Raw genomic sequence first — 23210 nt, 5'->3', positions numbered from 1 at the left:
ATGCACGCGCCGCTCGCCGAAGCACGCCTGCTGCGCCAGCTGCGCGACGCGGTGGGCCGTCGCCACGTGCTGGTCGGCGACCGCGCCACGCGTCGCTTCCGCAAGGGCTACCGCTTCGGCGAGGGCTGGGTGCTGGCGGTGGCGCGGCCGGGCACGCTGCTGGAACTGTGGAACGTGCTGCAAGCCGTGGTGGCAGCGGAACGCATCGTCATCGTGCAGGCCGCCAACACCGGCCTCACCGGCGGCTCCACTCCGGACGGCGACGGCTACGACCGGCAGATCGTGCTGGTCAGCACGCTGCGCCTGCGTGGCGTGCAGCTACTGCACGACGGCCGCCAGGTCGTCTGCCTGCCCGGCGCCACCCTGGACGCGCTGGAACGGCAGCTGCAGCCGCTGCGGCGCGAGCCGCATTCGGTGATCGGTTCCTCGTGCATCGGCGCCTCGGTGCTGGGCGGGGTGTGCAACAACTCCGGCGGCGCGCTGGTGCGGCGCGGCCCTGCCTATACCCAGCTGGCGCTGTTCGCGCAGCTCGGCGCCGACGGCCAGTTACGCCTGGTGAACCATCTCGGCATCGCGCTGGGCGACACGCCCGAGCAGATCCTGGCCCGGCTGCAGACGGGCGACTACGGCGCCGCCGACATCCACGACGACCCTGCCCTCGCCGCCTCCGACCCGGACTACGCCGCGCATGTGCGCGACGTGGACGCGGATACGCCGGCCCGCTTCAACGCCGACCCGGCGCGGCACTATGAGGCGTCCGGCTCGGCCGGGCGGCTGTGCGTGTTCGCGGTGCGGCTGGACACGTTCCCGCGCGAGGACAGCACGGTCTTCTACATCGGCAGCAACGCCACCGACGACCTGACCACGCTGCGCCGCGGCCTACTCACCGCCTTCGCGCAACCGCCGATCAGCGGCGAATACCTGCACCGCGACGCGTTCGACATCGGCGCGCGCTACGGCAAGGACACCTTCCTGCTGATCGACCGCTTCGGCACCGGCGCGGTGCCCAAGGCGTTCGCGCTGAAGAGCCGCGTGGACGGCTGGTGCGAGGCGCTGGGCCTGCGCGGCTTGGCTGACCGCGCATTGCAGGCGCTGACCGACCGGCTGCCCGAACACCTGCCGCCGCGCCTGCGCGCCTACCGCGACCGCTTCGAACACCACCTGCTGCTGCGCGTGTCCGCGCGGGACGCCGCCGCGACCGACGCGTTCCTGGCCGACAACTTCGCCGGCAGCGACCGCGGCGCCTATTTCCGCTGCGACGCCGACGAAGGCCGCAAGGCGTTCCTGCACCGCTTCGCCGTGGCCGGCGCGGCGGTGCGCTACCGTCAGGTGCATCGCGACACGGTCGAGGACATCGTGGCGCTGGACGTGGCGCTGCGACGCAACGACCGCGACTGGCGCGAGACGCTGCCGCCGGAACTGGAGCGCGCGCTGCTGGGCAAGCTCTACTACGGCCACTTCTTCTGCCACGTGTTCCACCAGGACTACCTGGTGCGCAAGGGCCACGATCCGCTGGCGATCGAGCATGCGATGTGGGCGCTGCTGGACCGGCGCGGCGCCGAATATCCGGCCGAGCACAACGTCGGCCACCTGTACCGCGCCAAGCCGGCGCTGGCGGCGTTCTACCGCGCGCTGGACCCGACCAACAGCTTCAATCCGGGGATCGGGCAGACGCCGAAGGGCAAGCACTGGCACGCCTGCGACGGCGACCATGGCTGAGCGCACCGATACGCACCGCGCGCGGCAGGAGAACACCGCTGCGCGTCGTGGTCATTCGATCTCGAGCATGCCGCCGTCCATCAGCGCCGTGGCGATGGCGTACACGTTGCGGGCGTCGGGGCGGATGCCATCGGCGCCGAGCACCACGCGCTTGTCCTCGGCACCGTCCATCGCTCGCTCCAGCACCTTGCCGTAGCGCAGGCTCAGAATCAGCGGGCCGAGCAGCATGGCGCGCTGCGCTTCGTCCGGCGCGGTGTCGGCGGTGCCGCGCTGTTGCTGCTGCGCGGCGTCGACCACCGCATTCCAGCCGGCGATGTAGGCGTTGGCCTCGATCGCCATGTTGTGGTTCAGCGCCTCCTGCGCCACCGGCGTGGCGTCGAAGTCGGTGCCCTTGGCCTGCGCTTCGCGCATGCCGGTGGCGACCTTTTCGGCCAGCGCGCGATCGAACTGGGCTTGGCGTTCGCCGACCGCCAGGTGCACCGCCAGGTGCGCGAGCACGAACACCAGGTTGTCGGCGGCCACGTCGCCGCTGCGCAGCTCATGCGGGCGTGGCGCGTCGCGCAGTTGCTGCAGCAGCGCGCTGGTCAGCACCAGGTCGTTGTCGAGCGCCGCGGCGGCGAACGCATGGTCCTTCACCACCGGCTGCTCGGCGACAATGCGGATGCGCTGCAATTGACCGGCATCGGCCAACTGCAGCAGTTGCCCGCGCAGCGACGGCGAGGCCTGCACCGAGGCACGCACCTGCTCGGCGTCGGTGGCGCTGCCCTGGATCGCCGTCAGCACCGCATCGAGGCGGTCCGCGGCGAAGGCCGGCACGGCGCACAGCCAGGCCAGCACGAAAACGCACAGTCGCATCCGCAGCATGGTCGAATCCTTTCGTCGCTATCCAGAAGCGGCGCAGCCTAGCATGGCCGCGCGCGGTGCCGGCGCGGGCGCCGTGGCGGCATCGGGCGCGCAGCGCGGGCGGCACACACGGGGGCCGGAGGAATCAGCTTCCGGGCAGCCGCTGCCGCAACGTCTCCATCTCCTTCCACGGATGCTCGCGCAGGCGCGCGGCGCGCTGCAGCGCCTTGGCCAGCGGGAACGCCTGCGGCGAGGCGATCCGCGCCAGTTCCTCCCAGCGCAGCGGCACCGCCACGGTGGCGTGCTCGCGCGCGCGCAGCGACCACGAGCACACGCTGGTGTTGCCGCGGCCGTTGCGCAGCCAATCGACGAAGATCACTCCATTGCGCTTGGCCTTGCTCATCGTGGCCACGTAGCGCTCGGGCGCAGAGCCGGCCAGCGCCTGGGCGAAGGCTTCGCAGAAATCGCGGGCCTGCTCCCAATCCGCGCCAGGCACGATCGGCACCACCACGTGCAGGCCCTTGCCGCCGGACAGGCGCACGAAGCTTTCCAGTCCGGTCTCGCGCAGGCGGATGCGGATCTCGCGCGCCGCGGCCTTGATCTGCGTCCAGCTCACGCCCTCGCCCGGGTCCAGGTCGAACACCAGCCGGTCGGGATGCTCGGGATCATCCACGGTCGACCCCCAGGGATGCAGCTCCAGGGTGTTCATCTGCACCAGCTCCAGCAGGCCGGCGAGATCGTCGATGTACAGGTAGTCCTCGGTGCCGCTCTTCTGCTTCAGTGCGATCGCGTGTACATGCTCGCCGAGTGCGCGGTTGTTGTGCTTCTGGAAGAAGCATTCGCCGCCGGCGCCATCGGGGCAGCGCAGCAACGACAGCGGACGCCCAGCGACTTCCTGCAGCAACCATGGCGCGATGGCACGGTAGTACTCGGCGACCTCGCCCTTGCTGATGCCGGCACCCGGGTACACCACGCGCTCGGGGTGGGTGATGACGACCGCCGCGGCATCGGCGTCGGCGCTGGCGGAGGAAGCGACCTTCCGCGCCGCGGTGCTTGCGCGCGGCGCGGACTTGGCAGTTGCCGGTTTGCGCTTGGCGGCACCGTTTTTCGTAGCATCGCCTTTCGATGTGCTGCGTTTTGCCGGCGTGGCCGGCCCGCGCGCGGCCGGCGCGGTCTTCTTCGCCGATGCCGCAGCGCGCGCCGCCACGACATGGCTGCCTGGGGCTGCCGCCGGTGCCGGCGCACGATCGCCGCCGAGATCCTGCAGCGGCTTGTCCTCGCGCAGGCGCTTGAATGCGGCCTGGCGCAACAATCCTTCCTTGGCCCAGCCGCGGAAGGCGACTTCGGCCACCAGTTGCGGCCGCACCCAGTGCACGCTGCGTCGCGGGAATGGCGCATGCGCGGGAATATCCACCACCGCCTGCTCGCTGTGCAGCGCCTGCAGCTGCGCAAGCAAGCGCCGCAGGCCCGATTCGTCGAAACCGGTGCCGACCCGGCCGACATAGCGCAAGCCGCCATCGCTGCGCTGCGCCAGCAGCAAGGAACCGAAGCCGCTGCGCGCGCCCTTGGGATCGGTGTAGCCGACGATGACGAAATCGTCGCTGTTCTCGTGCTTGGTCTTGACCCAGTCGCCGCCGCGGCCGCCGTGATAGCGCGCGTCCGCGCGCTTGCTGACTACGCCTTCGTAGCCCTTCGCCGCCGCCGCGGCGAACACCTCCGGGCCATGGCCGAGCACATGGTCGCTGTAGGCCAGCACGCCCGGCGTGTCGCCGAGCAGCGCGCGCAACAGTTGCTTGCGTTGCAGCAGCGGGACCTCGCGCAGGTCCACGCCGGCCACGCCGAGCAGGTCGAACACCAGGTAGCGCAGCGGCTGCTTGGAGCTGCCCTCGATGACCCGTTGCAAGGCGGAGAAATCGCTGCGGCCGTCGGCATCGAGCACCACCAGTTCGCCATCCAGCCGCGCCTCGCTCACCGGCAAGGCCTGCACCGCGTGCGCGACCTCGGGGAAGGTCTCGGTCCAGGCCTGATCGTTGCGCGAGCGCAGCGTCGCCTGGCCGGCATCGAGATCGGCGAGCAGGCGATAGCCGTCCCACTTGATCTCGTGCAGCCATTGCGCACCGTCGGGGGCGCGGTCGCGCAGCAGCGTCAGCTGCGCGCGCTCGCCTGGCGGACACGGCCGATCGCGCGCACCGTCCAGCGCCAGCGCGCGCTTGCGCCAGGCCGCATCGCTGCGCCGCGGCCGCGCGGCCGACGGAGCCGCAGCGCCAGCGGCGGCAGGCTTGGCCGTGGCTGCATCGCGCGCACGCTTGGAGGCCTTGCCGGCCTTGGTGGGCTTGGCGGCTTTGGCCGCGCGCTTCGGCGCAGGCGCGGAGACCGGCTCCTGCAGCAGGTCGTCGGCATCGCGATCGGCGGCGAACGCGTCGTCGCGCTTGATCAGCAGCCACTGCGGCTGCTTGCCGCGCAACGCGGTGCGCACCAGTTTCCAGTTGCCGTTGAGGCGCTCGCCGTGCAGCACGAAATCCAGCTTGCCGGCGGCGATCGCGGCCAGCGGTTCGCCGTCGCACGACCAGGTGCCGTGGTCGAACACATCGACATGGCCGGCACCGTAATGGCCCTCGGGAATATCGCCGGCGAAGCCGGCATAGGACAGCGGGTGGTCTTCCACCTGCACCGCCAGCCGCTTTTCGCCGACCCGCAGCGACGGCCCCTTCGGCACCGCCCAACTCTTCAGCACGCCGTCGGCTTCCAGGCGAAAATCGTAGTGGCGCGAACTGGCTTGGTGCAGCTGCACCACGAAGATCGGGCGCCGCGACGGCGTCGAGACGCTGTCGTCGGCCGGTTCCGGGGTTGCGCCGAAGCGGCGTTTGCGGGCGTACTCGCGCAGCGTCATCGTGCCCTACCCCGCCTTGCGCCGCGCCGGCGCCTTGCTTGCGGCGGTCTTCTTCGCCGGCTTGGCCTTGCTCGCGGATTTCGCGGCGGGCTTGGCGGCCTTCTTCGCCGCTTTCCTGGCCGGCTTCTTCGCGGTCTTGCTGACCGGCAGCGCCACCTCCGCCTTCTTCGCCGGAGTGCGGCGCTTGGCGTCCAGGCTCTTCTGCAGCAGCGACATGAAATCGACCACGTTGGTGGCGGCATCCTCGCGCTGCGGCGTGTCGGCCTCGTCGTCCACCTGCGCGGTGCCTTCCTGCGCCTTGATCCGTTTCTGGATCACCGCCTGCAGGCGCTCGCGGAATTCGTCGTGATAGGACGCCGGGTCCCACTTGCCGGACATCGAGTCGATCAGCTGTGCGGCCATCTCGGTTTCCTTGGCGCTGATCCGGTAGTCGGCGGCCTTGCCGCTGGGCAGCGTGTAGTCGTCCAGCGCGACCAGTTCCTGCGGATAGCGCAGCAGGATCAGCACCAGCGCGTCTTCCTGCGGCAGCACCGCCGACAGGTATTCGCGGGTGCGGATCACCACCCGCGCGATGCCGACCTTGCCGGTGGCGCGCAGCGTCTCGCGCAGCAGCACGTAGCCCTTCTCCGCCTTCTTGCCCGGCACCAGCACGTAGGGTTTCTCGAAATAGCGCAGGTCGATGTCGGCGGCGTCGACGAAGGCCTCGACCTCCACCGTCTCGTGACTTTCCGGCGCGGCCGAAGCGATGTCCTTCTGCTCGACCACCACGTAGTTGCCCTTGCTGTATTCGAACGCCTTGACGATGTCCTTCCACGGCACCTCTTCGCCGGTGTCGGCGTTGACCCGCTCGAAGCGGATCGGGCGCTTGTCGCGCGCATCGAGCATGCGGAACTGCAGGTCGACGCGGCGTTCGCCGGACATCAGCGCCACCGGCACGTTGAGCAGGCCGAAGGACAGGGTGCCGGTCCAGATCGGACGCGCCATCAGTGCGCCTCCAGGTGCAGCGCCGGCGCCGGCAGATGGTCCAGCGCCTGCCACGCATCCTCGATCACCGGCCGTGCCTGGCCCCAGTCCAGCTGCGATTCGCCGCGGACCTGCTCCCAGTGCGCGGCCAGTTCGCCGTCGGTGTCGGCCATGGGCGCGCGTGGCCAGCCGCCGGCATGGGTGCGCAGCGCGAACGCATAGGCCGGGCACAGGTCGCGCCACGGGGTGCCGTGGCGATCGCGGCGCTGGCGATAGTCGGCCAGGCTGTATTGGCGGTAGTCCGCGGCGTCGTGCGGACGCGGACCTGCAGCGTCGGGACCGTGCGGCAGCGTGGCCGGCAATGGATCCAAGTGGGCATTGAACAACAGTGGATCGGGGCGGGCGCTGGGGCACATGGCGGAAGCTCCGGGCGGCATCGGCGGCATGGGGATGGGCAGCAGTAGCGCCGGCGCCGTTAGGCGTTCGTGACAGCGATGTGGACGCATTGCGATTCGCAGCGGCTTCACCGCCATCGCGCTGCACTGTACGCACGTTCCCAACCCCAACAGGAGGAATCGGCCATGTCCACACCCACCGACCCGCTGCGTCGCAACGACCCGGTTCCCGGCGAACAACGCGGCAAGCGCGACGCCCAGGACCGCGAGGACCGCGGCGCCGGCGACCGCCCCGACACCATCGTCGAACACGAGCCGCGCACCGGGGCGGACCGCCCTGCGCCCGACACCCACGCGGCGGAGAGCGCCACCGAGGAACACGCGCACAAGCACCATGCCGATGCCAACCAGGACGAAGCGCTGGAAGAGACCTTCCCGGCCAGCGATCCGGTCTCGCCGTTCGTGCCATCCAAGGCGCCGTAGGCCTGTCGGCCGTCGCCCCATGTAGGAGCGGCTTCAGCCGCGACAGGATCTGTCGTTTCATGCAGCCTGTCGCGGCTGAAGGGCACCTCGAACAACCCGTCATTTCACTGAAGTGAGCTGCAAAGGCGCTGCCGTTACGGCTGTTCGAGGAAGCCAACGTGCTTCGCAGGGGTCCTGGATGTAGGAAGAGCGGCCGGATTGGCCGCCTCACCCGCTCACGCGGGCGCCATGGCCCGCTGCTGCAGTCGTGCCAGCCGCATCAGGTTGTGACTGGCGACCTTCAACCCGATCACCACCGTGGCCCGTGCCAACCCGATGGTGCGCAGGTATTTACCGCCCTGCTGCGCCAGCCGCGCGAACGGGTGTTCGCCGAACACCCGGTCCTTGGCAAGCCGCCGGTTGCGGCGCTGTTCGGCCGCGCTTAGCGGCTTGCGCGCCTGGCCCTGGTGCTGAATGGCCGCCCGATAGCCGCGTTGCGTCAGATCGGCCTCCCTCGATGCGTCGGCATAGCCACTGTCGGCCCACACCGTGCGTCCGTGATTGCTGGGGTCCAGCACCTCCTCGAAGTGTCGGCTGTCATGCACGTTGGCTGCGCTCACCGCATGTCGGCGGATGAAGCCCCAACGCCGATCGGTGCTGGCGTGCAGCTTGTAGCCGTAATGCGCCTTGCCGTGCTTGCGGGTCCAGCGGGCTTGCACATCCTTCTGTGCCCGCTTGGCGTCGCTCCAGTCTTGGCCTACCTCGCCACCCTGCTTGATCTGTGCGTTCTCCTCGCGCGTGTTGCGTTGGATCGGGGCGCTGACGATGCTCGCATCGATGATCTGACCGCCACGCGCGATGAATCCCGCCCGCTGCAATTGCACGCCGACCGCTGCGCTGATGTCGCCCATCACATCCTGCGCCTTGAGCCGCTCGCGCCACACCCAGATCGTCTTGGCGTCAGGCACCTTGCCGCTGTGTTCCAGTCCAAGGAACTGCTGGAAACTGCGCCGATCCAGCACTTGGTACTCCAGCGCATCGTCAGAGAGGTTGTATAGCTGCTGCAACAGCAGCAGTTTGATCATGACCACCGTCGGCCAGGCCGGACGGCCCCCGCGCGTGCCGGTGCCCAAGGACAGCTTCGCATCGACGGCTTGGGCAATCGTTGCGAAATCGATATGGCGCGAAAGCAGGGTCAGCGGGTCGCCTATCTGCTGGCGCTTGGCTTCGCGTTCGTGTCCGGCAAACAGGCTGATCATCGCGGGGCCTCGGCTCTCTCTTCTGACCATATGATGCCAAAGAAGGAGGTTTTTAGAGGTGCCCTGAAGCCGCTCCTACAGCTCTTCGGCAGCTCCCGCCGTCAACGAATCCCCAATCCCCAATCCCGGCTTCTCACACCTTCCCCGCCGCCTGCAACGCCGCATACTCCGCGTCGCCGAACAGACGCGAGCGCACCAGGAAGCGCACGCCCTCGCCGTTCTCCAGCGAGAACATGCCGCCGCGCCCGGGCACCACGTCGATGATCAGCTGGGTGTGCTTCCAGTATTCGAACTGCGAGGCGTTGATGTAGAACGGCGCGCCGCCGATCTCGCCCAGCTGCACGTCGCGGTCGCCGACAATGAAGTCGTCCTGCGGATAGCACATCGGCGAGGACCCGTCGCAACAGCCGCCCGACTGGTGGAACAGCACCGGCCCGTGCCGCGCACGCAGCGTGTCGATCAGCTGCAGCGCCGGCAACGTCGCCAGCACCTGCAGCGGCACGCCGGATTCGGGCGCGGCGGCGTCCATCAGGCGGCCATGTCCAGCACGATGCGGCCTTCGATCTGGCCAGCGCGCATGCGTGCGAACACTTCGTTGATGTTCTCCAGCGTGGCGGTGGCCACGGTCGCGGCGACCTTGCCCTGCTCGGCGAATTCCAGCGATTCCTGCAGGTCCAGACGGGTGCCGACGATGGAGCCGCGCACGGTCACGCCGTTGAGCACCATGCCGAAGATGTCCAGCGGGAACTGGCCCGGCGGCAACCCGTTCAGCGACACCGTGCCGCCGCGGCGGACCATGCCGATCGCCTGCTCGAACGCCTTCGGCGACACCGCGGTGACCAGCGCGCCGTGCGCGCCGCCGATCTCCTTCTTCAGGTAGGCCACCGGGTCGGTGGTCAGCGCGTTCACCGTCACCGTGGCGCCCAGCCGCCTGGCCAGCGCCAGCTTGGCGTCGTCCACGTCCACCGCGGCCACGTTCAGGCCCATCGCCTTGGCGTACTGCACGGCCATGTGCCCGAGTCCGCCGATGCCGGAGATCACCACCCAGTTGCCGGGCTTGGTATCGGTGACCTTCAGGCCCTTGTACACGGTGACGCCGGCGCACAGGATCGGCGCGATTTCGACGAAACCGATGTTCTTCGGCAGGTGGCCGATGTAGTTGGCGTTGGCCAGCGCGTACTCGGCGAAACCGCCGTTGACCGAGTAGCCGGAATTCTGCTGCGCCTCGCACAGCGTCTCCCAGCCGCCCAGGCAGTGCTCGCAATGCCCGCAGGCCGAATACAGCCACGGAATGCCGACCCGGTCGCCTTCCTTGACGTGGCCCACGCCGGCGCCGACCGCGACCACATGGCCCACGCCCTCGTGGCCGGGAATGAACGGCGGGTTCGGCTTCACCGGCCAGTCGCCCTCGGCCGCGTGCAGGTCGGTATGGCATACGCCGCAGGCTTCGATCTTGACCAGGATGTCGCCGGCCTGCGGCCGCGGCACCTGCACTTCCTCGATCGTCAGCGGCTTGCCGAATTCGCGCACCACCGCGGCCTTCATTGTCTTGTCCATCGAAACGCTCCTGTGGAAAACGATGCCGTCACCATCGCGCGTCCGGCGACGGGGTGCCTTGATCCAGATCATTCGGGCCGCGCAGCAGCGGGCGGCGGTTCCAGGCGCGCCGCCGCCCCGCCCCGCGCCGCGCTCAGAAGAAGCCCAGCGCCTTCGGCGAGTAGCTGACCAGCAGGTTCTTGGTCTGCTGGTAGTGGTCGAGCATCATCTTGTGGTTCTCGCGGCCGATGCCCGACTGCTTGTAGCCACCGAACGCGGCATGCGCCGGATAGGCGTGGTAGCAGTTGGTCCACACCCGTCCGGCCTGGATCGCGCGGCCCATGCGGTACAGCCGCGACGCATCGCGGCTCCACACGCCGGCGCCCAATCCGTACAAGGTGTCGTTGGCGATCGCCAATGCGTCGGCCTCGTCCTTGAACGTGGTCACCGACACCACCGGTCCGAAGATCTCCTCCTGGAACACGCGCATCTTGTTGTGGCCCTTGAACACGGTCGGCTTGACGTAGAAGCCCCCGGCCAGCTCGCCGTCGAGGGCGTTGCGCTCGCCGCCGATCAGCACCTCGGCGCCTTCCTGTTTGCCGATATCGATGTAGGACAGGATCTTCTCCAGCTGCTCGCTGGAGGCCTGCGCGCCGACCATGGTATTGGGGTCCAGCGGATTGCCCTGCTTGATCGCGGCCACGCGCTTGAGCGCCTTTTCCATGAACCTGTCGTAGATCGATTCCTGGATCAGCGCGCGCGACGGGCAAGTACATACCTCGCCCTGGTTGAAGGCGAACAACACGAAGCCTTCGATTGCCTTGTCCAGGAAATCGTCGTCCTCGGCCATCACGTCGGCGAAGAAGATGTTCGGCGACTTGCCGCCCAGCTCCAGCGTCACCGGGATCAGGTTCTGGCTGGCGTACTGCATGATCAGCCGGCCGGTGGTGGTCTCGCCGGTGAAGGCGATCTTGGCGATGCGCGGGCTGCTGGCCAGCGGCTTGCCCGCTTCCAGGCCGAAGCCGTTGACCACGTTGAGCACGCCCGGCGGCAGCAGGTCGCCGATCACCTCCATCAGCACCAGGATCGAGGCCGGGGTCTGCTCGGCCGGCTTCATCACCACGCAGTTGCCGGCGGCGATCGCCGGCGCCAGCTTCCAGCACGCCATCAGCAGCGGAAAGTTCCACGGGATGATCTGCCCGACCACGCCCAGCGGCTCGTGGAAGTGGTAGGCGATGGTGTCGCTGTCGATCTCGGAGATGCCGCCTTCCTGCGCGCGGATCGCGCCGGCGAAATAGCGGAAGTGGTCGGCGCACAGCGGCACGTCGGCGTTGAGCGTCTCGCGCAGCGGCTTGCCGTTGTCCCAGGTCTCGGCATAGGCCAGCAGCTCGAGATTTTGCTCGATGCGGTCGGCGATCTTCAGCAGCGCGTTGCTGCGCTCGGTGGCCGAGGTCTTGCCCCAGGCGTCCTTGGCCGCGTGCGCCGCGTCCAGCGCGGCCTCGATGTCCTGCGCGTTGGAGCGCGCCACCGAGGTGAACACCTTGCCGGTGATCGGCGTTGTGTTTTCGAAGTACTGGCCGCTCTTGGGTTCCACCCATTGCCCGCCTATGAAATTGCCGTAGCGCGACTTGAAGATGGATTGCGGATCGGTGGCATGCGGCTTGGCGGTGGTGACGGCGTTCATCGGTGGTCTCCTGCGGCGGTGGGAAAGGAATGGGACACGCCCATCCAGGTAGGCGGTAACCGCAAGAGCGATGCCAGGTTTTGGCTGTTGCGCTGCGTCATGGCTGCGCGCCGCGGCCAGTCGACTCGGCGCCTGCATTCCTGTTGCAGCGCGTCACGCGTGGCGATTGCGCGGCGGCGGCGGATGTGGTGTTTATCGGAACACCTGTCCCAACACCTGTCGCAATTTGCGACAGCGGAGCCGTCATGGCGCAACAGCAATCGCAGCACCAGCTCGGCCACGCTCGCCGGATCTTCTTCGAGCGCGGCGGCGCCCCGGTCGGCCAGGTGCCCGACACCATCCTGCAGTCGTGGCAGCGCTGCCAGCGCCTGGGCCTGGCGGCGCAGGGCACGCCGCCGATCGAGCCGGTCAGCGCGCCGCGCCTGCGCGAACTGCGCGAGGCGCACGAGCGCCTGTGGCGGCTGGCCCGCGCCGAACTGGAAGGCCTGGCCGGCGATGCCGCCGCCACCGGCAGCATCGTGCTGCTGACCGACGAGGCCGGCTGGATCCTCGACGCCGAAGGCAGCCCGGGCTTCCTCGACAAGGCCGGGCGCGTGGCGCTGATGCCGGGCGCATGCTGGAGCGAGACCCAGGTCGGCACCAATGCGATCGGCACCGCCATCGTCGAGAGCCGCTCGCTGGAAGTGCGCGGCGGCGAGCATTACTTCGCGCCGCACCAGATCCTCAGCTGCGCCGCGGTGCCGATCTTCGATCCCTACGGCCAGCTGGCCGGCGTGCTGGACATTTCCGGCGACGCCAGCGTGCAGCACATGCACGCGCTGGGCCTGGCGCGGATGGCAGTGGCCAGCATCGAGCACCGCTATTTCGACGACGGCATCGCCGAGTGCGAACTGCTGCGTGTGCACCACGATCCAGCGCTGCTCGGCACTGCGCGCGAAGGCCTGCTCGCGTTCCGCAACGGCAAGCTGGTCGCGGCCAACCAGGCCGGCCTGCGCCTGTTCGGGCTGGAGCGGCACGACCTGGGCCGCGCGCCCTACGCAGCCTTGTTCGAGGAGCCGCTGTCGCGGCTGCGCCAGCAGGGCAGCGTGTTCGACCTGCAAGGCCGCGCCCTGCACGGACGTGTCGACAGCATCGGCGACGCGCGGCCGCGGCGGCGTTCGCAGCAGCCGCCGATCACCGTGTCCGCGGCCACGCGCGCGCAGCACGGCGCCGATGCGCCGCTGTTCGATGCCGCACAGGAACTGGCGCTGGAACGCGCGCGGCGCGTGCTCGATGCGCAATTGCCGGTGCTGGTGCAGGGCGAGACCGGCACCGGCAAGGAAGTGTTCGCGCGCGAGCTGCATCGGCGCAGCGCGCGCGCCGGCAAGCCATTCGTCGCGGTCAACTGCGCGGCGCTGCCGGAAGGCCTGATCGAAGCCGAACTGTTCGGCTACGAAGACGGCGCCTTCACCGGCGCGCGCAAGCACGGCAGCCCCGGCCTGCTGCGCCAGGCCGACGGCGGCGTGCTGTTCCTGGACGAAATCGGCGACATGCCGCCGGCGCTGCAGCCGCGCCTGCTGCGCGTCCTGCAGGAACGCGAGCTGCTGCCGTTGGGCGGCGGCAAGCCGGTGAAGCTGGATTTCGCGCTGATCTGCGCCACCCATCGCGACCTGGACGAGGCGATGGCCGAGCGGCGTTTCCGCCCCGACCTGTATTACCGCATCGCCCATCACAGCGTGCAGATTCCGGCGCTGAGCGCGCATCCGGATCGGCATGCCTTGGTACAGGAACTGTGGGCGCGGGTAGGGCAGGGCCGGCGCCTGACCGATGCGGCGCTGGCCACGCTGAGCGCCTATCCGTGGCCGGGCAACCTGCGCCAGCTGGTGGCCTGCCTGCGTACGCTAGTCGCGCTGAGCGATGCCGGCGCCGTGGTGGACGTCGATGCGTTGCCGGCCTATCTGCCCGGCGCGGCGCGCGGCATGCGCGCGGGCGGCGGCGATGCGGTGCCAGGGCAGGGCGGAGCACACGGCGAACTGCCTGCGGTGCCTGCGCGCGCCTCTGCGCACACGACTGATCTGGACAGCCTCGCCCTGGCGGCGATGCGCCAGGCGCTGGATGCGTGCGGCGGCAACGTCGCTCGCGCCGCGCGCCAGCTCGGCGTCAGCCGCAGCACGCTGTACCGCCGGCTCGGACTCGGCACGCACTGAGCGCCGGCGGCCGAAGAGACACACGGTCCGGACACGACCGCGGGCGCGGCCGACGACGCGATGCGTGGCGATGGGCTCCATCGACCGCATCCGCTGCGACCCGGCGCGGCAACGTTTTCTCGTGCACGTGCCGGCAATGCACCCTGTAGGAGCGGCTTCAGCCGCGACAGGCTCTGCCGGAATGTCTGTCGCGGCTGAAGCCGCTCCTACAGACCTGCCGTAAGCGTGCGCGAGAAACAGCAGCCATGGACAGCTGCATATCACTGCAATGCCGCACGGATACGTTCGTCCTCGTTCGGCGCAGATGCGACATCCGGCGGCGGCGAGCTATGCATTTGCGGCGCCAACCCACCGTGCCTGCCATCGCGCTGGATCTGCAGCCGGGTGGCTTCGGCCCGAGTTCTGATTGCCGGCGACGCGGCGGGATTGGACGCGACGAACGTCGCCAGTTGCAGCGCCAGCTGCGGATCCATCAGCCGCAGCAGGCCCAGCGCATTGCCTTGCCGATCTGGGTCGCCCGAGGTGATATCGGCATAGAACAGCTCGACGTACTTGCTCTGCAGCGTGCGCGCGAACTCGTTCTGCTTGTCCTGCACGCTGAGCCTGGCCAGCGCCAGCTGGCCTGCGGAAATCTTGTCGGCGGCGGCATTGCCGTAGAACGCCAGTACCGCGATCGCCAGCGGCGCCAGCGTCTTCTCCATGATCCAGAAGAGGCGCTTGGCCGGGGTCTTGTCCGCCTCGAGCGTCTGTTTGAGGCGAGCGATATCGGCCAGCAGCCGATCGAGTTTGTCTTCCACGGCAACGCCTCGGCGAGGTCGGCGCCTGCATGGACCATCCATGCAGCGGCACCCATGGCGACGGCATTCCACGCGGCATTCGGGCCGTAGACGTATGTCCGCCCGCACGTGGAGCGCCGTTCGCGATCGGTGCTAACGTCTAAGCGTCGCTAGCGGCCGTTTGTGAAACAACATGCGCGATGCGGTGCATCCGGCGCGGCTGGCGCTGGCGCGCAGACGCGTCGCGACTGCGTCATCTGGACACCTGCACGTCACGGCGATGCGCAACGCGTCGCGTCGCGTCGCGTCGCGCCAGCATGGCCTCACGGAACGATGCGGACGCTCTTCACGAACAGAAACCGATCGTCAGGACCCGGGCCAGCAATGCGGTCGCCGTTGGCTTCGGTCGCGTAATCCAGCGCCACCCGCTTGCCCTTGACCGATTTCTTCAACGCGAACACGTCGCTCTCCGGCTCGGCGACGAACCAGTCGCCGCAGCGGGTCGCGCAATACGCTTCGACTTCCTGGCCATTGGCCGCGCGCACGACGATGGTCATGTCGTCGACGCCGCCCCCGCCGACCAGCGTGCCGGTGACGGCGGCGGCCAGCGCAGTGGCCGGTGCGAGGGCGGCGAGAATCAGCAGCACGGCAATCTTCATGAGCGTCTCCGGAAGAGGCCTATCCAAAGAACGGGCGAGGGCGGTCGCGCAGCGCCCGTGTCCGCGCAGCGCCACCGCCACGACAACCTCAATGCGCGAAATCCCACTGCAGCCCGACCGTATAGCCGCGATCCGGTCCCGGCTCGTAGTAGCGGCCATTGCTGTCGTTGACGATGACCGAGCCGATGTAGGCGTGATCGAGCGCGTTGTCGATGCGCGCGAAGGTGCGCAGCGCGCCGTGCGCGGTGCTCCAGCGGCGCGAGGCCTCCAGGTTCAGCAGCGCGTAGCCGGGTGCGGTTTCGGTAGCAAGGTCGTTGGCCACGGTGTCGCCCGCGGCGACCGCGGCGACCGCGAACTGCCACGCGCGCGGCTGCCACTGCCAGCGCGCGAAGAACTGCTGGCGCGGCACCCCGGGCAGGCGCGAACCGGCCGCCACCTGCGCGGTGGGCGTGGCGCAGCCGCTGCTGGCGCAGGTCAGGTAGGCCTGGCGCACCGTCGCCTGCAGCCAGGTGTAGGACAGCTGCAGCTGCGCGGTGTCGCCCAGCGGCAGCAGATAGCTGGCCTCGGCGCCCTGGCGGCGGGTGCGGCCGATGTTGCGGTAGGTGCTGCGGCCGTTGGTGTTGCTGGCCACCGCCAGTTCGTCGTCGGTATTGGCGCGGAACAGCGCCGCTTCCCACGCGGCGCCGGCCTGGTCGCGCCATTTCGCGCCCAGTTCCAGGTTCTCGCTTTTGGCCGCGGACAGGTCCAGCGCCAGGCCGGCGCCGCCGTCGTTGCGATAGCCCAGCTCGTTGAAGGTCGGCGTCTCGAAGCCGCGGCCGGCCGAGGCGTAGAAGCGCAGGTCGTCGCTGGCGCGGAACACCACCCCGGCCACCGGCGTGGTCGCCGAATAATCGGTGCGGCCGCTGTCGTCCGGATTGCGGCCAACGATGTAGGCGTCGTCGGAGCGGAAGCGCACCTGGCTGTGGCGCAGGCCGGCCAGCAGCGACCAGCGCTCGCTGAACTGCCACCAGGCCTGGGCGAACTGGTCCACGTTCTGCACCTGGTCTTCCTGGTCGCGGCGCAGCCGGCCCTTCACCCCCAGCGTGCTGCCGACGAAGTTCTCGTAACCGGTGCGGTGCTGTTTCTGGCGGTCGGCATTGGCGCCGACGGTGAGCTGAAACGGGCGCCCGCCGAGCTCGCCCTGCCACGCCCAGCGCGCGTCCACGCCGCCGTAGTCGCCGTCCAGGTCGATCAGCCCGCCGGCATGCAGCGGGTTGGCCTGCACCGCCACCGGCACCGCCAGGTACTGCTGCACGTCGCGGCGCCCGGCATAGCCCATCAGCCGCCAGGTCTGCTGGTCCACCTGCTGGGTGAAGATCGCCCCGGCCTGCGCCTGGCGCGTGGACTTGCGCGTATCGAACTGGGTCGCCACGGCGGTGGCCTGCTGCGGATCGGCATGGAACTGGGCGCGGGTCAGGCCCAGCGGATCCTGCGCCCATGGCGCGTCCAGGTAGTTCAGCACCAGGTCCAGGCGCCGGCCGGGGGCCAGGTCGAACCCGAATTTGGCGTTGACCGATTCGCGCCGCGCCTGGCTGTGGTCGCGGTAGCCGTCGGTGCGGAAATGGGTGGCGGCCACGTTGTAGTGCACGTCGCCTTGCTGGCCCTGCAGCTGCGCCCCGGCGCTATACGTGCCGTTGCTGCCGACGGTGCTGCGCAGCCGCCACGGGTCGTCGGGCGCGCCGTCGGCGCTCCACAACTGCACCACGCCGCCGGAGGAGTTGCCGTACAGCGCCGAGAACGGGCCGCGCAGCACCTCGATGCGCTCGGCGCCCAGCATGTTGAAGTGCGACAGCTGGCCCTGGCCGTCCGGCATCGTCGCCGGGATGCCATCCAGCAACAAGCGCACGCCGCGCACCCCGAACGCCGATCGCGCGCCGAAGCCGCGGATCGACAACTGGGTGTCCTGCGCATAGTTCTGGCGGTCGCGCGCCAGCAACCCGGGCACGCCGGCCAAGGCCTCGGCGACCTGCACGCCGGTGCGGTTGCTGTCGCCGACGCTGATCGCGGTTAGCGAGGCGGGCAGGTCGAAATCGTCCACTCCGCTGACCCGTGCGGCCTGCACCTGCACGACCGGCAGGGTGGCGGGATCGGCATCGGCCTCGGCGGCGCAGACGACGGGCGACAGCCCCGCGGCGCAGAGGCCGCAGAGCAGAGCGAGAGGATGGCGATTGGGCATGCGCGCATCATCGCGCATGCGCCGCCCGGCCGCACGCGGCCTAGGGCGTGTCATCGATTCCCGAGTAGATCGCGTTGGGCCGTCAGGTCGCCAGCCGGTGCTGCGTGGCGCAGCGCCTGACTGGCGGTCAGGTCAAGCCGCGCGGTGCCGACTGGCGGCCTGACAGACCCAACCCACAGGGCCGCTCTTGTGCGCCATCGGCGCTACGTCATCGCCCGGGCGGAACCATCCTCCACGCCTTCTATTGCTTGCCTCGTGCACGCACACGAGCTGCGCGATCTGCTTGGGGATTGATGACCCGCCTTAGCGCAAAGCCCCGCCACGCAAGGCCTGCGTTTGCTAGGATGGGGTGTTTGACCGTGCCGGCTCCGGTCCCTCCCGGCCCCCACCTTTCGCCACCAAACGAGTACCGCCGTGTCCTTCTTTGCAAACGTGGAACAGGTCCCAGGCGACCCGATCCTGGGCCTGACCGAGGCCTACAACGCCGATTCCCGCCCGACCAAGGTCAACCTGGGCGTGGGCATCTATTACGACGAGAGCGGCCGTATCCCGCTGCTGCGCGCCGTCCAGCAGATCGAGCGACAGCTGGCGCAGGACGCCAAACCGCGCGGCTACCTGCCGATCGACGGCCTGCCGGCGTACGACCTGGCCACGCAGAAGCTGCTGTTCGGCGCCGAGTCGCCGTTGCTGGCCGCCGGCCGCGTCGCCACCTCGCAGACCATCGGCGGCAGCGGCGCGCTGCGCGTGGGCGCGGACCTGCTGAAGAAGCTGCTGTCCACCTCGACCATCGCCATCAGCAACCCCAGCTGGGAGAACCACCGCGCGGTGTTCTCGGCCGCCGGCTTCGACGTGGTCGACTACACCTATTTCGATGCGGCCACGCACGGCCTGAACTTCGACGGCATGCTCGCCGACCTGAACAAGCTCGCGCCGGGCACCGTGGTGCTGCTGCATGCCTGCTGCCACAACCCGACCGGCGCCGACCTGACCCAGGAGCAGTGGCGCACCGTCGCCGCGCTGCTGAAGGAACGCAACCTGTTCCCGTTCGTCGACATCGCCTACCAGGGCTTCGACAAGGGCATCGACGAAGACGCCTACGCGGTGCGCCTGCTGGCCGAAGCCGGCGTGGACAGCTACGTGGTCGCCAGCTCGTACTCCAAGTCGTTCTCGCTGTACGGCGAGCGCGTCGGCGCGCTGTCGGTGGTGTCGGCCACCGCGGCCGAGAGCAAGGCGGTGCAGTCGCAGGTCAAGCGCATCATCCGCACCATCTACTCCAGCCCGTCCACGCACGGCGCTGCGCTGGTGGCCGGCGTGCTCACCAGCCCCGAGCTGCGCGCGATGTGGGAGCAGGAGCTGACCGAGATGCGCGAGCGCATCCACGCATTGCGTGCCGGCATGGTGCAGAAGCTGGCCGCCCTCGGCGCCCCGGAGTTCGGCTTCATCCAGCAGCAGGCCGGCATGTTCTCGTACTCGGGCCTGAGCAAGGCGCAGGTGGACCGACTGCGCGAAGAGTTCGGCATCTACGCCGTCGGTACCGGCCGCATCTGCGTGGCCGCGCTGAGCCAGGCCAACCTGGACTACGTGACCCAGGCCGTGGCCACCGTGCACAAGGGCTGATCGCACGCGGTACCGCAACACCAAGCCGGAAGCGCGCGCTTCCGGCTTTTTTGTGCCTGCGATTGCCCGCCTGGTGTGGGAGAGGCTGCAGCCCCGACGCATGGCACCTTCCGCACGCACCAATCTCCCTCGGCCCTTGGCGATGCAGCGCGTCTGCACGCCATCGCTCTGCCGCTAATCGAAATCTCATGCAACAGCCGCGACAATAGGCGCCTTCCCCCACGAAAGGCTGCCTGCGCCCATGTCGCGAACCTCGCTGACCCGCTTCCTGATCGAAGAACAGCACGCCGGCCGCATCGGCCCGGAACTGCGCCAGCTCATCACCATCGTCTCGCGCGCCTGCAAGCGCATCTCCATCGCGGTCAGCAAAGGCGCCCTGGGCGGCGTGCTCGGCGACGCCGGCACCGGCAACGTGCAGGGCGAGGCGCAGAAGAAACTGGACGTGCTCAGCAACGACATCCTGCTCGAGGCCAACGCCTGGGGCGGGCATCTGGCCGCGTGCGCGTCGGAGGAGATGGATCACAGCCAGCCGGTGCCGGACAAGTATCCCAGCGGCGATTTCCTGCTGCTGTTCGACCCGCTGGACGGCAGCTCCAACATCGACGTCAACGTCTCCGTCGGCACCATCTTCTCGGTGCTGCGCGCGCCGCCCGGCACCGACAAGCCCGGCGACGAACACTTCCTGCAACCGGGCACCGCCCAGGTCGCCGCCGGCTACTGCATCTACGGCCCCAGCACGATGCTGGTGCTGACCCTGGGCCACGGCACCCACGCCTTCACCCTGGAACGCGAGGAAGGCAGCTTCCTGCTGACCCAGGCCAACATGCGCATTCCCGAGGACACCGCCGAGTTCGCGATCAACATGTCCAACCAGCGCCACTGGGAGGCGCCGATGCAGCACTACGTGGCCGACCTGCTCGCCGGCAGCGAGGGCGCGCGCGGCAAGAACTTCAACATGCGCTGGATCGCCAGCATGGTCGCCGACGTGCACCGCATCCTGACCCGCGGCGGCATCTTCATCTATCCGTGGGACAAGAAGGACCCGGGCAAGGCCGGCAAGCTGCGCCTGATGTACGAAGCCAACCCGATGGGCCTGCTGGTCGAACAGGCCGGCGGCGCCGCCAGCACCGGCCGCGAACGCATCCTCGGCCTGCAACCGGAGCAGCTGCACCAGCGCGTGCCGGTGTTCCTGGGCTCGAAGAATGAAGTGGCTGAGGCGGTGCGGTACCACGTGGAGCATGACCGGGCAGGGGGCTGAATCTTCGCTTCAAGCCGTCGACAATCTGGATATGTCCATTGCACCCGCTCTCTAGCGGGTGTAATAGTTAGACTAGCAAAAAGCCGCATAGCAAAACTGTCGTTTGGGGCTGAGCCCAGAGGTAGTCCGACAGTTCGAAGGGTCAGAACAAATTCAGAAGTCCACCATTATCGATAAGGCTGGCATTTAAACTTTGATTGGGTAGTTTAATAATTTTAGGCCAAGGAGATTTGCATGACAAATTATGGCAACGGCGTGATTACGTGCAAATTTCACGCCACCGTAAGACTCGGAGAGAAAGATCGTGATCTTGGGTATTTTGAATCTGAGGAAGATGCCGAGAACGCAATTGATTTAGCAGAAGCAGATTGGGAATTTGATTTAGAGGAGGCAAAATCACCATCAAATACCATTATCTGCCATGACTGCGAGGGCTCAGGTACTTTCAAAGGGCAGGAATGCAACATGTGCGTCGGCACTGGACGGATCTCGGGATAGATAATTAGCCAATAATTTATTCAAATCTAGCCAAAATCGGGCGGCTCCTAGGTTGAAGCGTGCGGCCATATTTTCGTCCAGTCGCCGCTATGATGCGGGCCCGCTTAGTAGGGTATTAGACGGATCTTATGCAATGACGACAACATTTGACTTACGAAATCGACTTGACGAAGAATTTAGCGGCGAGTCTGACCGTGGCTGCGCGATCCTGACGGTTTGTTTGCTCGAAGAAGGGCTTGCTCATCTACTAGGCGCGCTGTTGCCTGGAGGCCTTAAGGACGCCAAACAATTCATGCCAAAGGGCCGGCTATCGATGGGCATCATAAATTCTCATCGACTCGGCCTCATTTCCGATGAAGTCGCATCAAACCTAAGGCTTCTGATCGAGATTCGAAATTCGTTCGCTCATGGCATATTGGACAACGTTTCGTTCCGCTCTGAGCATATTCGTACGAAAGTCTTGAAACTTGCGCTACCTAATCTGAGCGCTGTACCAGACGTTCGCGATGACGTCGAATCTGACCCACGAAAGCGCTACATGATGGCGTTCGACAACATGTTCTTCACCCTCAACGAGATCAAAAACCAGGTTTCTCGACTTCCACGTATCAATGCTCCTACCCTTACCATTACGCGTATTAATCGCGGGACAGTCGCCTGAATGTGTGCTGCGGCAATACTTGGGATTATCTAATTCTCGATTCACCACCTCGATAGAGAGCCGTGGCGTCGTCCCGGCTACGCATGGTGCATGCCGTATTATTTAATATGCGTCGCTGGCTCGTTGGAAGAAGTGACTCGTGCAGTAGTCATCGGCGACCGGAAAAGAACTGAATACGACCGCCGTCGATTCCCGCTTCACTGTCGCCGTACGCAGGCCCGCAGCGGCATCAATCTTCAATATTCGTGCGGCGCCACGTCAGCGGCCATGGAACGGCGCTCCCCGCATGGCGTGCGTTCCGCGCCGTTGCTACGATGCAATGTCATTTCCCGCGAGCCGCTACGCCATGAGCCTGCATGTCTGGTGGATGTTCCTGCTGACGGTGTTCGTGTTGTCGGGCACGCCAGGGCCGAACATGCTGCACGTGATGACGCGCAGCGTGCGTTTCGGCGTACGCCGCAGCCTGCTGGCGATGGCCGGTTGCCTGCTGGCGGTGGTACTGGTGCTGCTGGCGTCGGCGGCGGGCCTGGGCGCGGTGCTGGACGCGTCGCCGCGCGTGTTCGAGGTGCTGCGCTACGCAGGCGTCGGCTATCTGCTGTGGCTGGGAATCGCCGCCTGGCGCAGCGGGGAAGCGCCGTTGGACCCGCAAGGCGCACCGCCCCTGGCGGCGTCGCTGTCGCCGCTGCAGCTGTTTCGTGGCGGGCTGGCGATCGGGTTGAGCAATCCCAAGCTGCTGTTGTTCGCCGCCGCGTTCCTGCCGCAGTTCGTCGACAAGACCCAGCCGCAGTGGCCGCAATTCGCGATCCTGGTGGCCACCTTCGCCGCGTGCGAGCTGTTCTGGTACGCGGTCTACGGCATCGGCGGGCACGGCATCCGCCGCTACCTGTCCCGGCCTGGCCTGCGTCGGCTGTTCGACCGCGTCGTCGGGACCATCTTCATCGGGTTCGGCATCGTGCTGCTGCGCTTCCGGCCGCAGTAGCGACAGGATCGCGGCGGCGGACGGGGTGCCGCAGCCCGCCGTCGATTGCGCTGGCAAGCAGGGACCCCTTCACTCCGGCCAGGCCGCTGCGGCGCCCGGTTTGGCCACAGCATCAGGCAATCCACGCATGACATGGCCCTTCGCATACCAAAACGCATCGCTGGAGTTCGAACGTTTCATGGTCGATGCGCGCGACGCTTCGGATCTGGCCACGACCAACATGGCCTGGAACATGGTGGTCGGCGTGCTGCATGCCTTCCGGCGCCGCCTCACTGTCCAGCAAGGGCTCCGTTTCGCCGACATCCTGCCGCCGGTGCTGCGCGCGCTGTTCGTCGAAGGCTGGGACAGCGAAGCGCCGATTCTGGCGTTCGGCCCGGACGAGGAGCTGTTGGCGGAAGTCCGTTCGGTTCGCGCCGCGCACAATTTCGCTCCGCCCAATGCGGTGCAGGCGGTCGCCCAGGCATTGCGCAGGAACGTCGACAACGCCGAGCTGGACCGGGTATTGGCGACACTGCCTGCCGGTGCCGCCGCGTTCTGGTCCGTCGCGCCGTCCGTTCGCGTCGCCTGAGCCCGCCCAAGAAGGCACCATTCAACGTGAAACGCCCCACCT

General features: G+C 68.0%; 20 protein-coding genes. 9 read left to right on the top strand and 11 right to left on the bottom strand.

From position 1 onward, the window contains the following. On the top strand, positions 1-1719 hold the full coding sequence (gene dld, locus HEP73_RS00200) for a D-lactate dehydrogenase (protein ID WP_185821664.1): 1719 nt from the start codon (positions 1-3) through the stop codon (positions 1717-1719). Positions 1720-1770: 51 nt separating this feature from the next. Here dld and HEP73_RS00195 read toward each other — a convergent pair whose 3' ends face one another. The 4 genes from HEP73_RS00195 to HEP73_RS00180 form a co-directional block, all read right to left on the bottom strand. Beyond that, entirely contained in the window at positions 1771-2583 is an 813-nt protein-coding gene (locus tag HEP73_RS00195; protein WP_185821663.1) for a hypothetical protein, read from the bottom strand. Between the two features lie 124 nt (positions 2584-2707). Beyond that, the gene (gene ligD / locus HEP73_RS00190; protein ID WP_185821662.1) at positions 2708-5452 is read right to left on the bottom strand and encodes a DNA ligase D; all 2745 of its coding nucleotides are present in this window, start codon (positions 5450-5452) and stop codon (positions 2708-2710) included. 6 nt (positions 5453-5458) lie between these two features. Continuing rightward, on the bottom strand, positions 5459-6436 hold the full coding sequence (gene ku, locus HEP73_RS00185; protein ID WP_185821661.1) for a non-homologous end joining protein Ku: 978 nt from the start codon (positions 6434-6436) through the stop codon (positions 5459-5461). Then, positions 6436-6831: a hypothetical protein gene (locus HEP73_RS00180; RefSeq protein ID WP_185821660.1), complete on the bottom strand. Its 396-nt coding sequence runs from the start codon at positions 6829-6831 to the stop codon at positions 6436-6438. The genes ku and HEP73_RS00180 overlap by 1 nt, the downstream gene beginning before the upstream one ends. A gap of 165 nt (positions 6832-6996) precedes the next feature. On the opposite strand from HEP73_RS00180, the gene HEP73_RS00175 reads away from it, so the two are divergent. Then, entirely contained in the window at positions 6997-7293 is a 297-nt protein-coding gene (locus HEP73_RS00175; RefSeq protein WP_185821659.1) for a hypothetical protein, read from the top strand. Positions 7294-7508: 215 nt separating this feature from the next. On the opposite strand, the gene HEP73_RS00170 is transcribed toward HEP73_RS00175, so the two are convergent. From HEP73_RS00170 to adh, 4 genes are all read right to left on the bottom strand, one after another. Next, positions 7509-8531 (bottom strand): IS5 family transposase, encoded by a 1023-nt coding sequence (locus tag HEP73_RS00170; protein ID WP_185821658.1) that lies wholly within the window; start codon positions 8529-8531, stop codon positions 7509-7511. 133 nt (positions 8532-8664) lie between these two features. Further along, positions 8665-9060 (bottom strand): DUF779 domain-containing protein, encoded by a 396-nt coding sequence (locus tag HEP73_RS00165; protein ID WP_185821657.1) that lies wholly within the window; start codon positions 9058-9060, stop codon positions 8665-8667. Further along, positions 9060-10088, bottom strand: a complete 1029-nt coding sequence (gene adhP, locus HEP73_RS00160; protein WP_185821656.1) for an alcohol dehydrogenase AdhP — start codon at positions 10086-10088, stop codon at positions 9060-9062. The genes HEP73_RS00165 and adhP overlap by 1 nt, the downstream gene beginning before the upstream one ends. Before the next feature lie 133 nt (positions 10089-10221). Next, the gene (gene adh / locus HEP73_RS00155; RefSeq protein WP_185814660.1) at positions 10222-11751 is read right to left on the bottom strand and encodes an aldehyde dehydrogenase; all 1530 of its coding nucleotides are present in this window, start codon (positions 11749-11751) and stop codon (positions 10222-10224) included. Positions 11752-11996: 245 nt separating this feature from the next. Here adh and HEP73_RS00150 point away from each other — a divergent pair, with 245 nt between their 5' ends. Next, on the top strand, positions 11997-13937 hold the full coding sequence (locus tag HEP73_RS00150; RefSeq protein WP_185821655.1) for a sigma-54-dependent Fis family transcriptional regulator: 1941 nt from the start codon (positions 11997-11999) through the stop codon (positions 13935-13937). 260 nt (positions 13938-14197) lie between these two features. Here the strand turns inward: HEP73_RS00150 and HEP73_RS00145 are convergent, their stop codons facing one another. From HEP73_RS00145 to HEP73_RS00135, 3 genes are all read right to left on the bottom strand, one after another. Further along, positions 14198-14734 carry a hypothetical protein gene (locus HEP73_RS00145; protein ID WP_185821654.1) on the bottom strand — a complete coding sequence of 179 codons (537 nt, stop codon included), beginning with the start codon at positions 14732-14734 and terminating at the stop codon, positions 14198-14200. A 302-nt stretch (positions 14735-15036) separates the two neighbouring features. Continuing rightward, the gene (locus HEP73_RS00140; RefSeq protein WP_185821653.1) at positions 15037-15372 is read right to left on the bottom strand and encodes a hypothetical protein; all 336 of its coding nucleotides are present in this window, start codon (positions 15370-15372) and stop codon (positions 15037-15039) included. Positions 15373-15460: 88 nt separating this feature from the next. Then, on the bottom strand, positions 15461-17587 hold the full coding sequence (locus tag HEP73_RS00135) for a TonB-dependent receptor family protein (protein ID WP_185821652.1): 2127 nt from the start codon (positions 17585-17587) through the stop codon (positions 15461-15463). A 414-nt stretch (positions 17588-18001) separates the two neighbouring features. On the opposite strand from HEP73_RS00135, the gene HEP73_RS00130 reads away from it, so the two are divergent. The 6 genes from HEP73_RS00130 to HEP73_RS00105 all read left to right on the top strand — a co-directional run bounded on the left by HEP73_RS00130 (position 18002) and on the right by HEP73_RS00105 (position 23168). After that, positions 18002-19204 carry an amino acid aminotransferase gene (locus HEP73_RS00130; RefSeq protein ID WP_179570288.1) on the top strand — a complete coding sequence of 401 codons (1203 nt, stop codon included), beginning with the start codon at positions 18002-18004 and terminating at the stop codon, positions 19202-19204. A 241-nt stretch (positions 19205-19445) separates the two neighbouring features. Beyond that, on the top strand, positions 19446-20462 hold the full coding sequence (locus tag HEP73_RS00125) for a class 1 fructose-bisphosphatase (protein WP_185821651.1): 1017 nt from the start codon (positions 19446-19448) through the stop codon (positions 20460-20462). 234 nt (positions 20463-20696) lie between these two features. Further along, positions 20697-20960, top strand: coding sequence for a hypothetical protein (locus tag HEP73_RS00120; RefSeq protein ID WP_185821650.1), 264 nt, complete (start codon positions 20697-20699; stop codon positions 20958-20960). Between the two features lie 133 nt (positions 20961-21093). Further along, a complete protein-coding gene (locus tag HEP73_RS00115) occupies positions 21094-21621 on the top strand; it encodes a hypothetical protein (protein WP_185821649.1) in 528 nt (175 codons plus the stop codon). Between the two features lie 346 nt (positions 21622-21967). Further along, a complete protein-coding gene (locus HEP73_RS00110; protein ID WP_185821648.1) occupies positions 21968-22600 on the top strand; it encodes a LysE family translocator in 633 nt (210 codons plus the stop codon). 178 nt (positions 22601-22778) lie between these two features. Beyond that, complete coding sequence (locus tag HEP73_RS00105; RefSeq protein ID WP_221899290.1) at positions 22779-23168, top strand: DUF2267 domain-containing protein; 390 nt, start codon at positions 22779-22781, stop codon at positions 23166-23168. Positions 23169-23210 lie beyond the last annotated feature (42 nt).

Source organism: Xanthomonas sp. GW, from assembly GCF_014236815.1.
In the GTDB taxonomy this organism is placed as follows: domain Bacteria; phylum Pseudomonadota; class Gammaproteobacteria; order Xanthomonadales; family Xanthomonadaceae; genus Xanthomonas_A.
The sequence above is the reverse complement of the archived record's forward strand: the minus strand, read 5'-3'. Positions and strand labels throughout refer to the sequence as shown.

What these genes read in the sequence shown, in the direction of transcription:
- HEP73_RS00175 (WP_185821659.1), top strand. Translation starts at nt 6,997, where the DNA reads ATGTCCACACCCACCGACCCGCTGCGTCGCAACGACCCGGTTCCCGGC.
- ligD (WP_185821662.1), bottom strand. Translation starts at nt 5,452, where the DNA reads ATGACGCTGCGCGAGTACGCCCGCAAACGCCGCTTCGGCGCAACCCCG.
- HEP73_RS00170 (WP_185821658.1), bottom strand. Translation starts at nt 8,531, where the DNA reads ATGATCAGCCTGTTTGCCGGACACGAACGCGAAGCCAAGCGCCAGCAG.
- HEP73_RS00180 (WP_185821660.1), bottom strand. Translation starts at nt 6,831, where the DNA reads ATGTGCCCCAGCGCCCGCCCCGATCCACTGTTGTTCAATGCCCACTTG.
- ku (WP_185821661.1), bottom strand. Translation starts at nt 6,436, where the DNA reads ATGGCGCGTCCGATCTGGACCGGCACCCTGTCCTTCGGCCTGCTCAAC.
- HEP73_RS00110 (WP_185821648.1), top strand. Translation starts at nt 21,968, where the DNA reads ATGAGCCTGCATGTCTGGTGGATGTTCCTGCTGACGGTGTTCGTGTTG.
- HEP73_RS00105 (WP_221899290.1), top strand. Translation starts at nt 22,779, where the DNA reads ATGGTCGATGCGCGCGACGCTTCGGATCTGGCCACGACCAACATGGCC.
- HEP73_RS00150 (WP_185821655.1), top strand. Translation starts at nt 11,997, where the DNA reads ATGGCGCAACAGCAATCGCAGCACCAGCTCGGCCACGCTCGCCGGATC.
- dld (WP_185821664.1), top strand. Translation starts at nt 1, where the DNA reads ATGCACGCGCCGCTCGCCGAAGCACGCCTGCTGCGCCAGCTGCGCGAC.
- adh (WP_185814660.1), bottom strand. Translation starts at nt 11,751, where the DNA reads ATGAACGCCGTCACCACCGCCAAGCCGCATGCCACCGATCCGCAATCC.
- adhP (WP_185821656.1), bottom strand. Translation starts at nt 10,088, where the DNA reads ATGGACAAGACAATGAAGGCCGCGGTGGTGCGCGAATTCGGCAAGCCG.
- HEP73_RS00195 (WP_185821663.1), bottom strand. Translation starts at nt 2,583, where the DNA reads ATGCTGCGGATGCGACTGTGCGTTTTCGTGCTGGCCTGGCTGTGCGCC.
- HEP73_RS00120 (WP_185821650.1), top strand. Translation starts at nt 20,697, where the DNA reads ATGACAAATTATGGCAACGGCGTGATTACGTGCAAATTTCACGCCACC.
- HEP73_RS00165 (WP_185821657.1), bottom strand. Translation starts at nt 9,060, where the DNA reads ATGGACGCCGCCGCGCCCGAATCCGGCGTGCCGCTGCAGGTGCTGGCG.
- HEP73_RS00125 (WP_185821651.1), top strand. Translation starts at nt 19,446, where the DNA reads ATGTCGCGAACCTCGCTGACCCGCTTCCTGATCGAAGAACAGCACGCC.
- HEP73_RS00115 (WP_185821649.1), top strand. Translation starts at nt 21,094, where the DNA reads ATGACGACAACATTTGACTTACGAAATCGACTTGACGAAGAATTTAGC.
- HEP73_RS00135 (WP_185821652.1), bottom strand. Translation starts at nt 17,587, where the DNA reads ATGCCCAATCGCCATCCTCTCGCTCTGCTCTGCGGCCTCTGCGCCGCG.
- HEP73_RS00140 (WP_185821653.1), bottom strand. Translation starts at nt 15,372, where the DNA reads ATGAAGATTGCCGTGCTGCTGATTCTCGCCGCCCTCGCACCGGCCACT.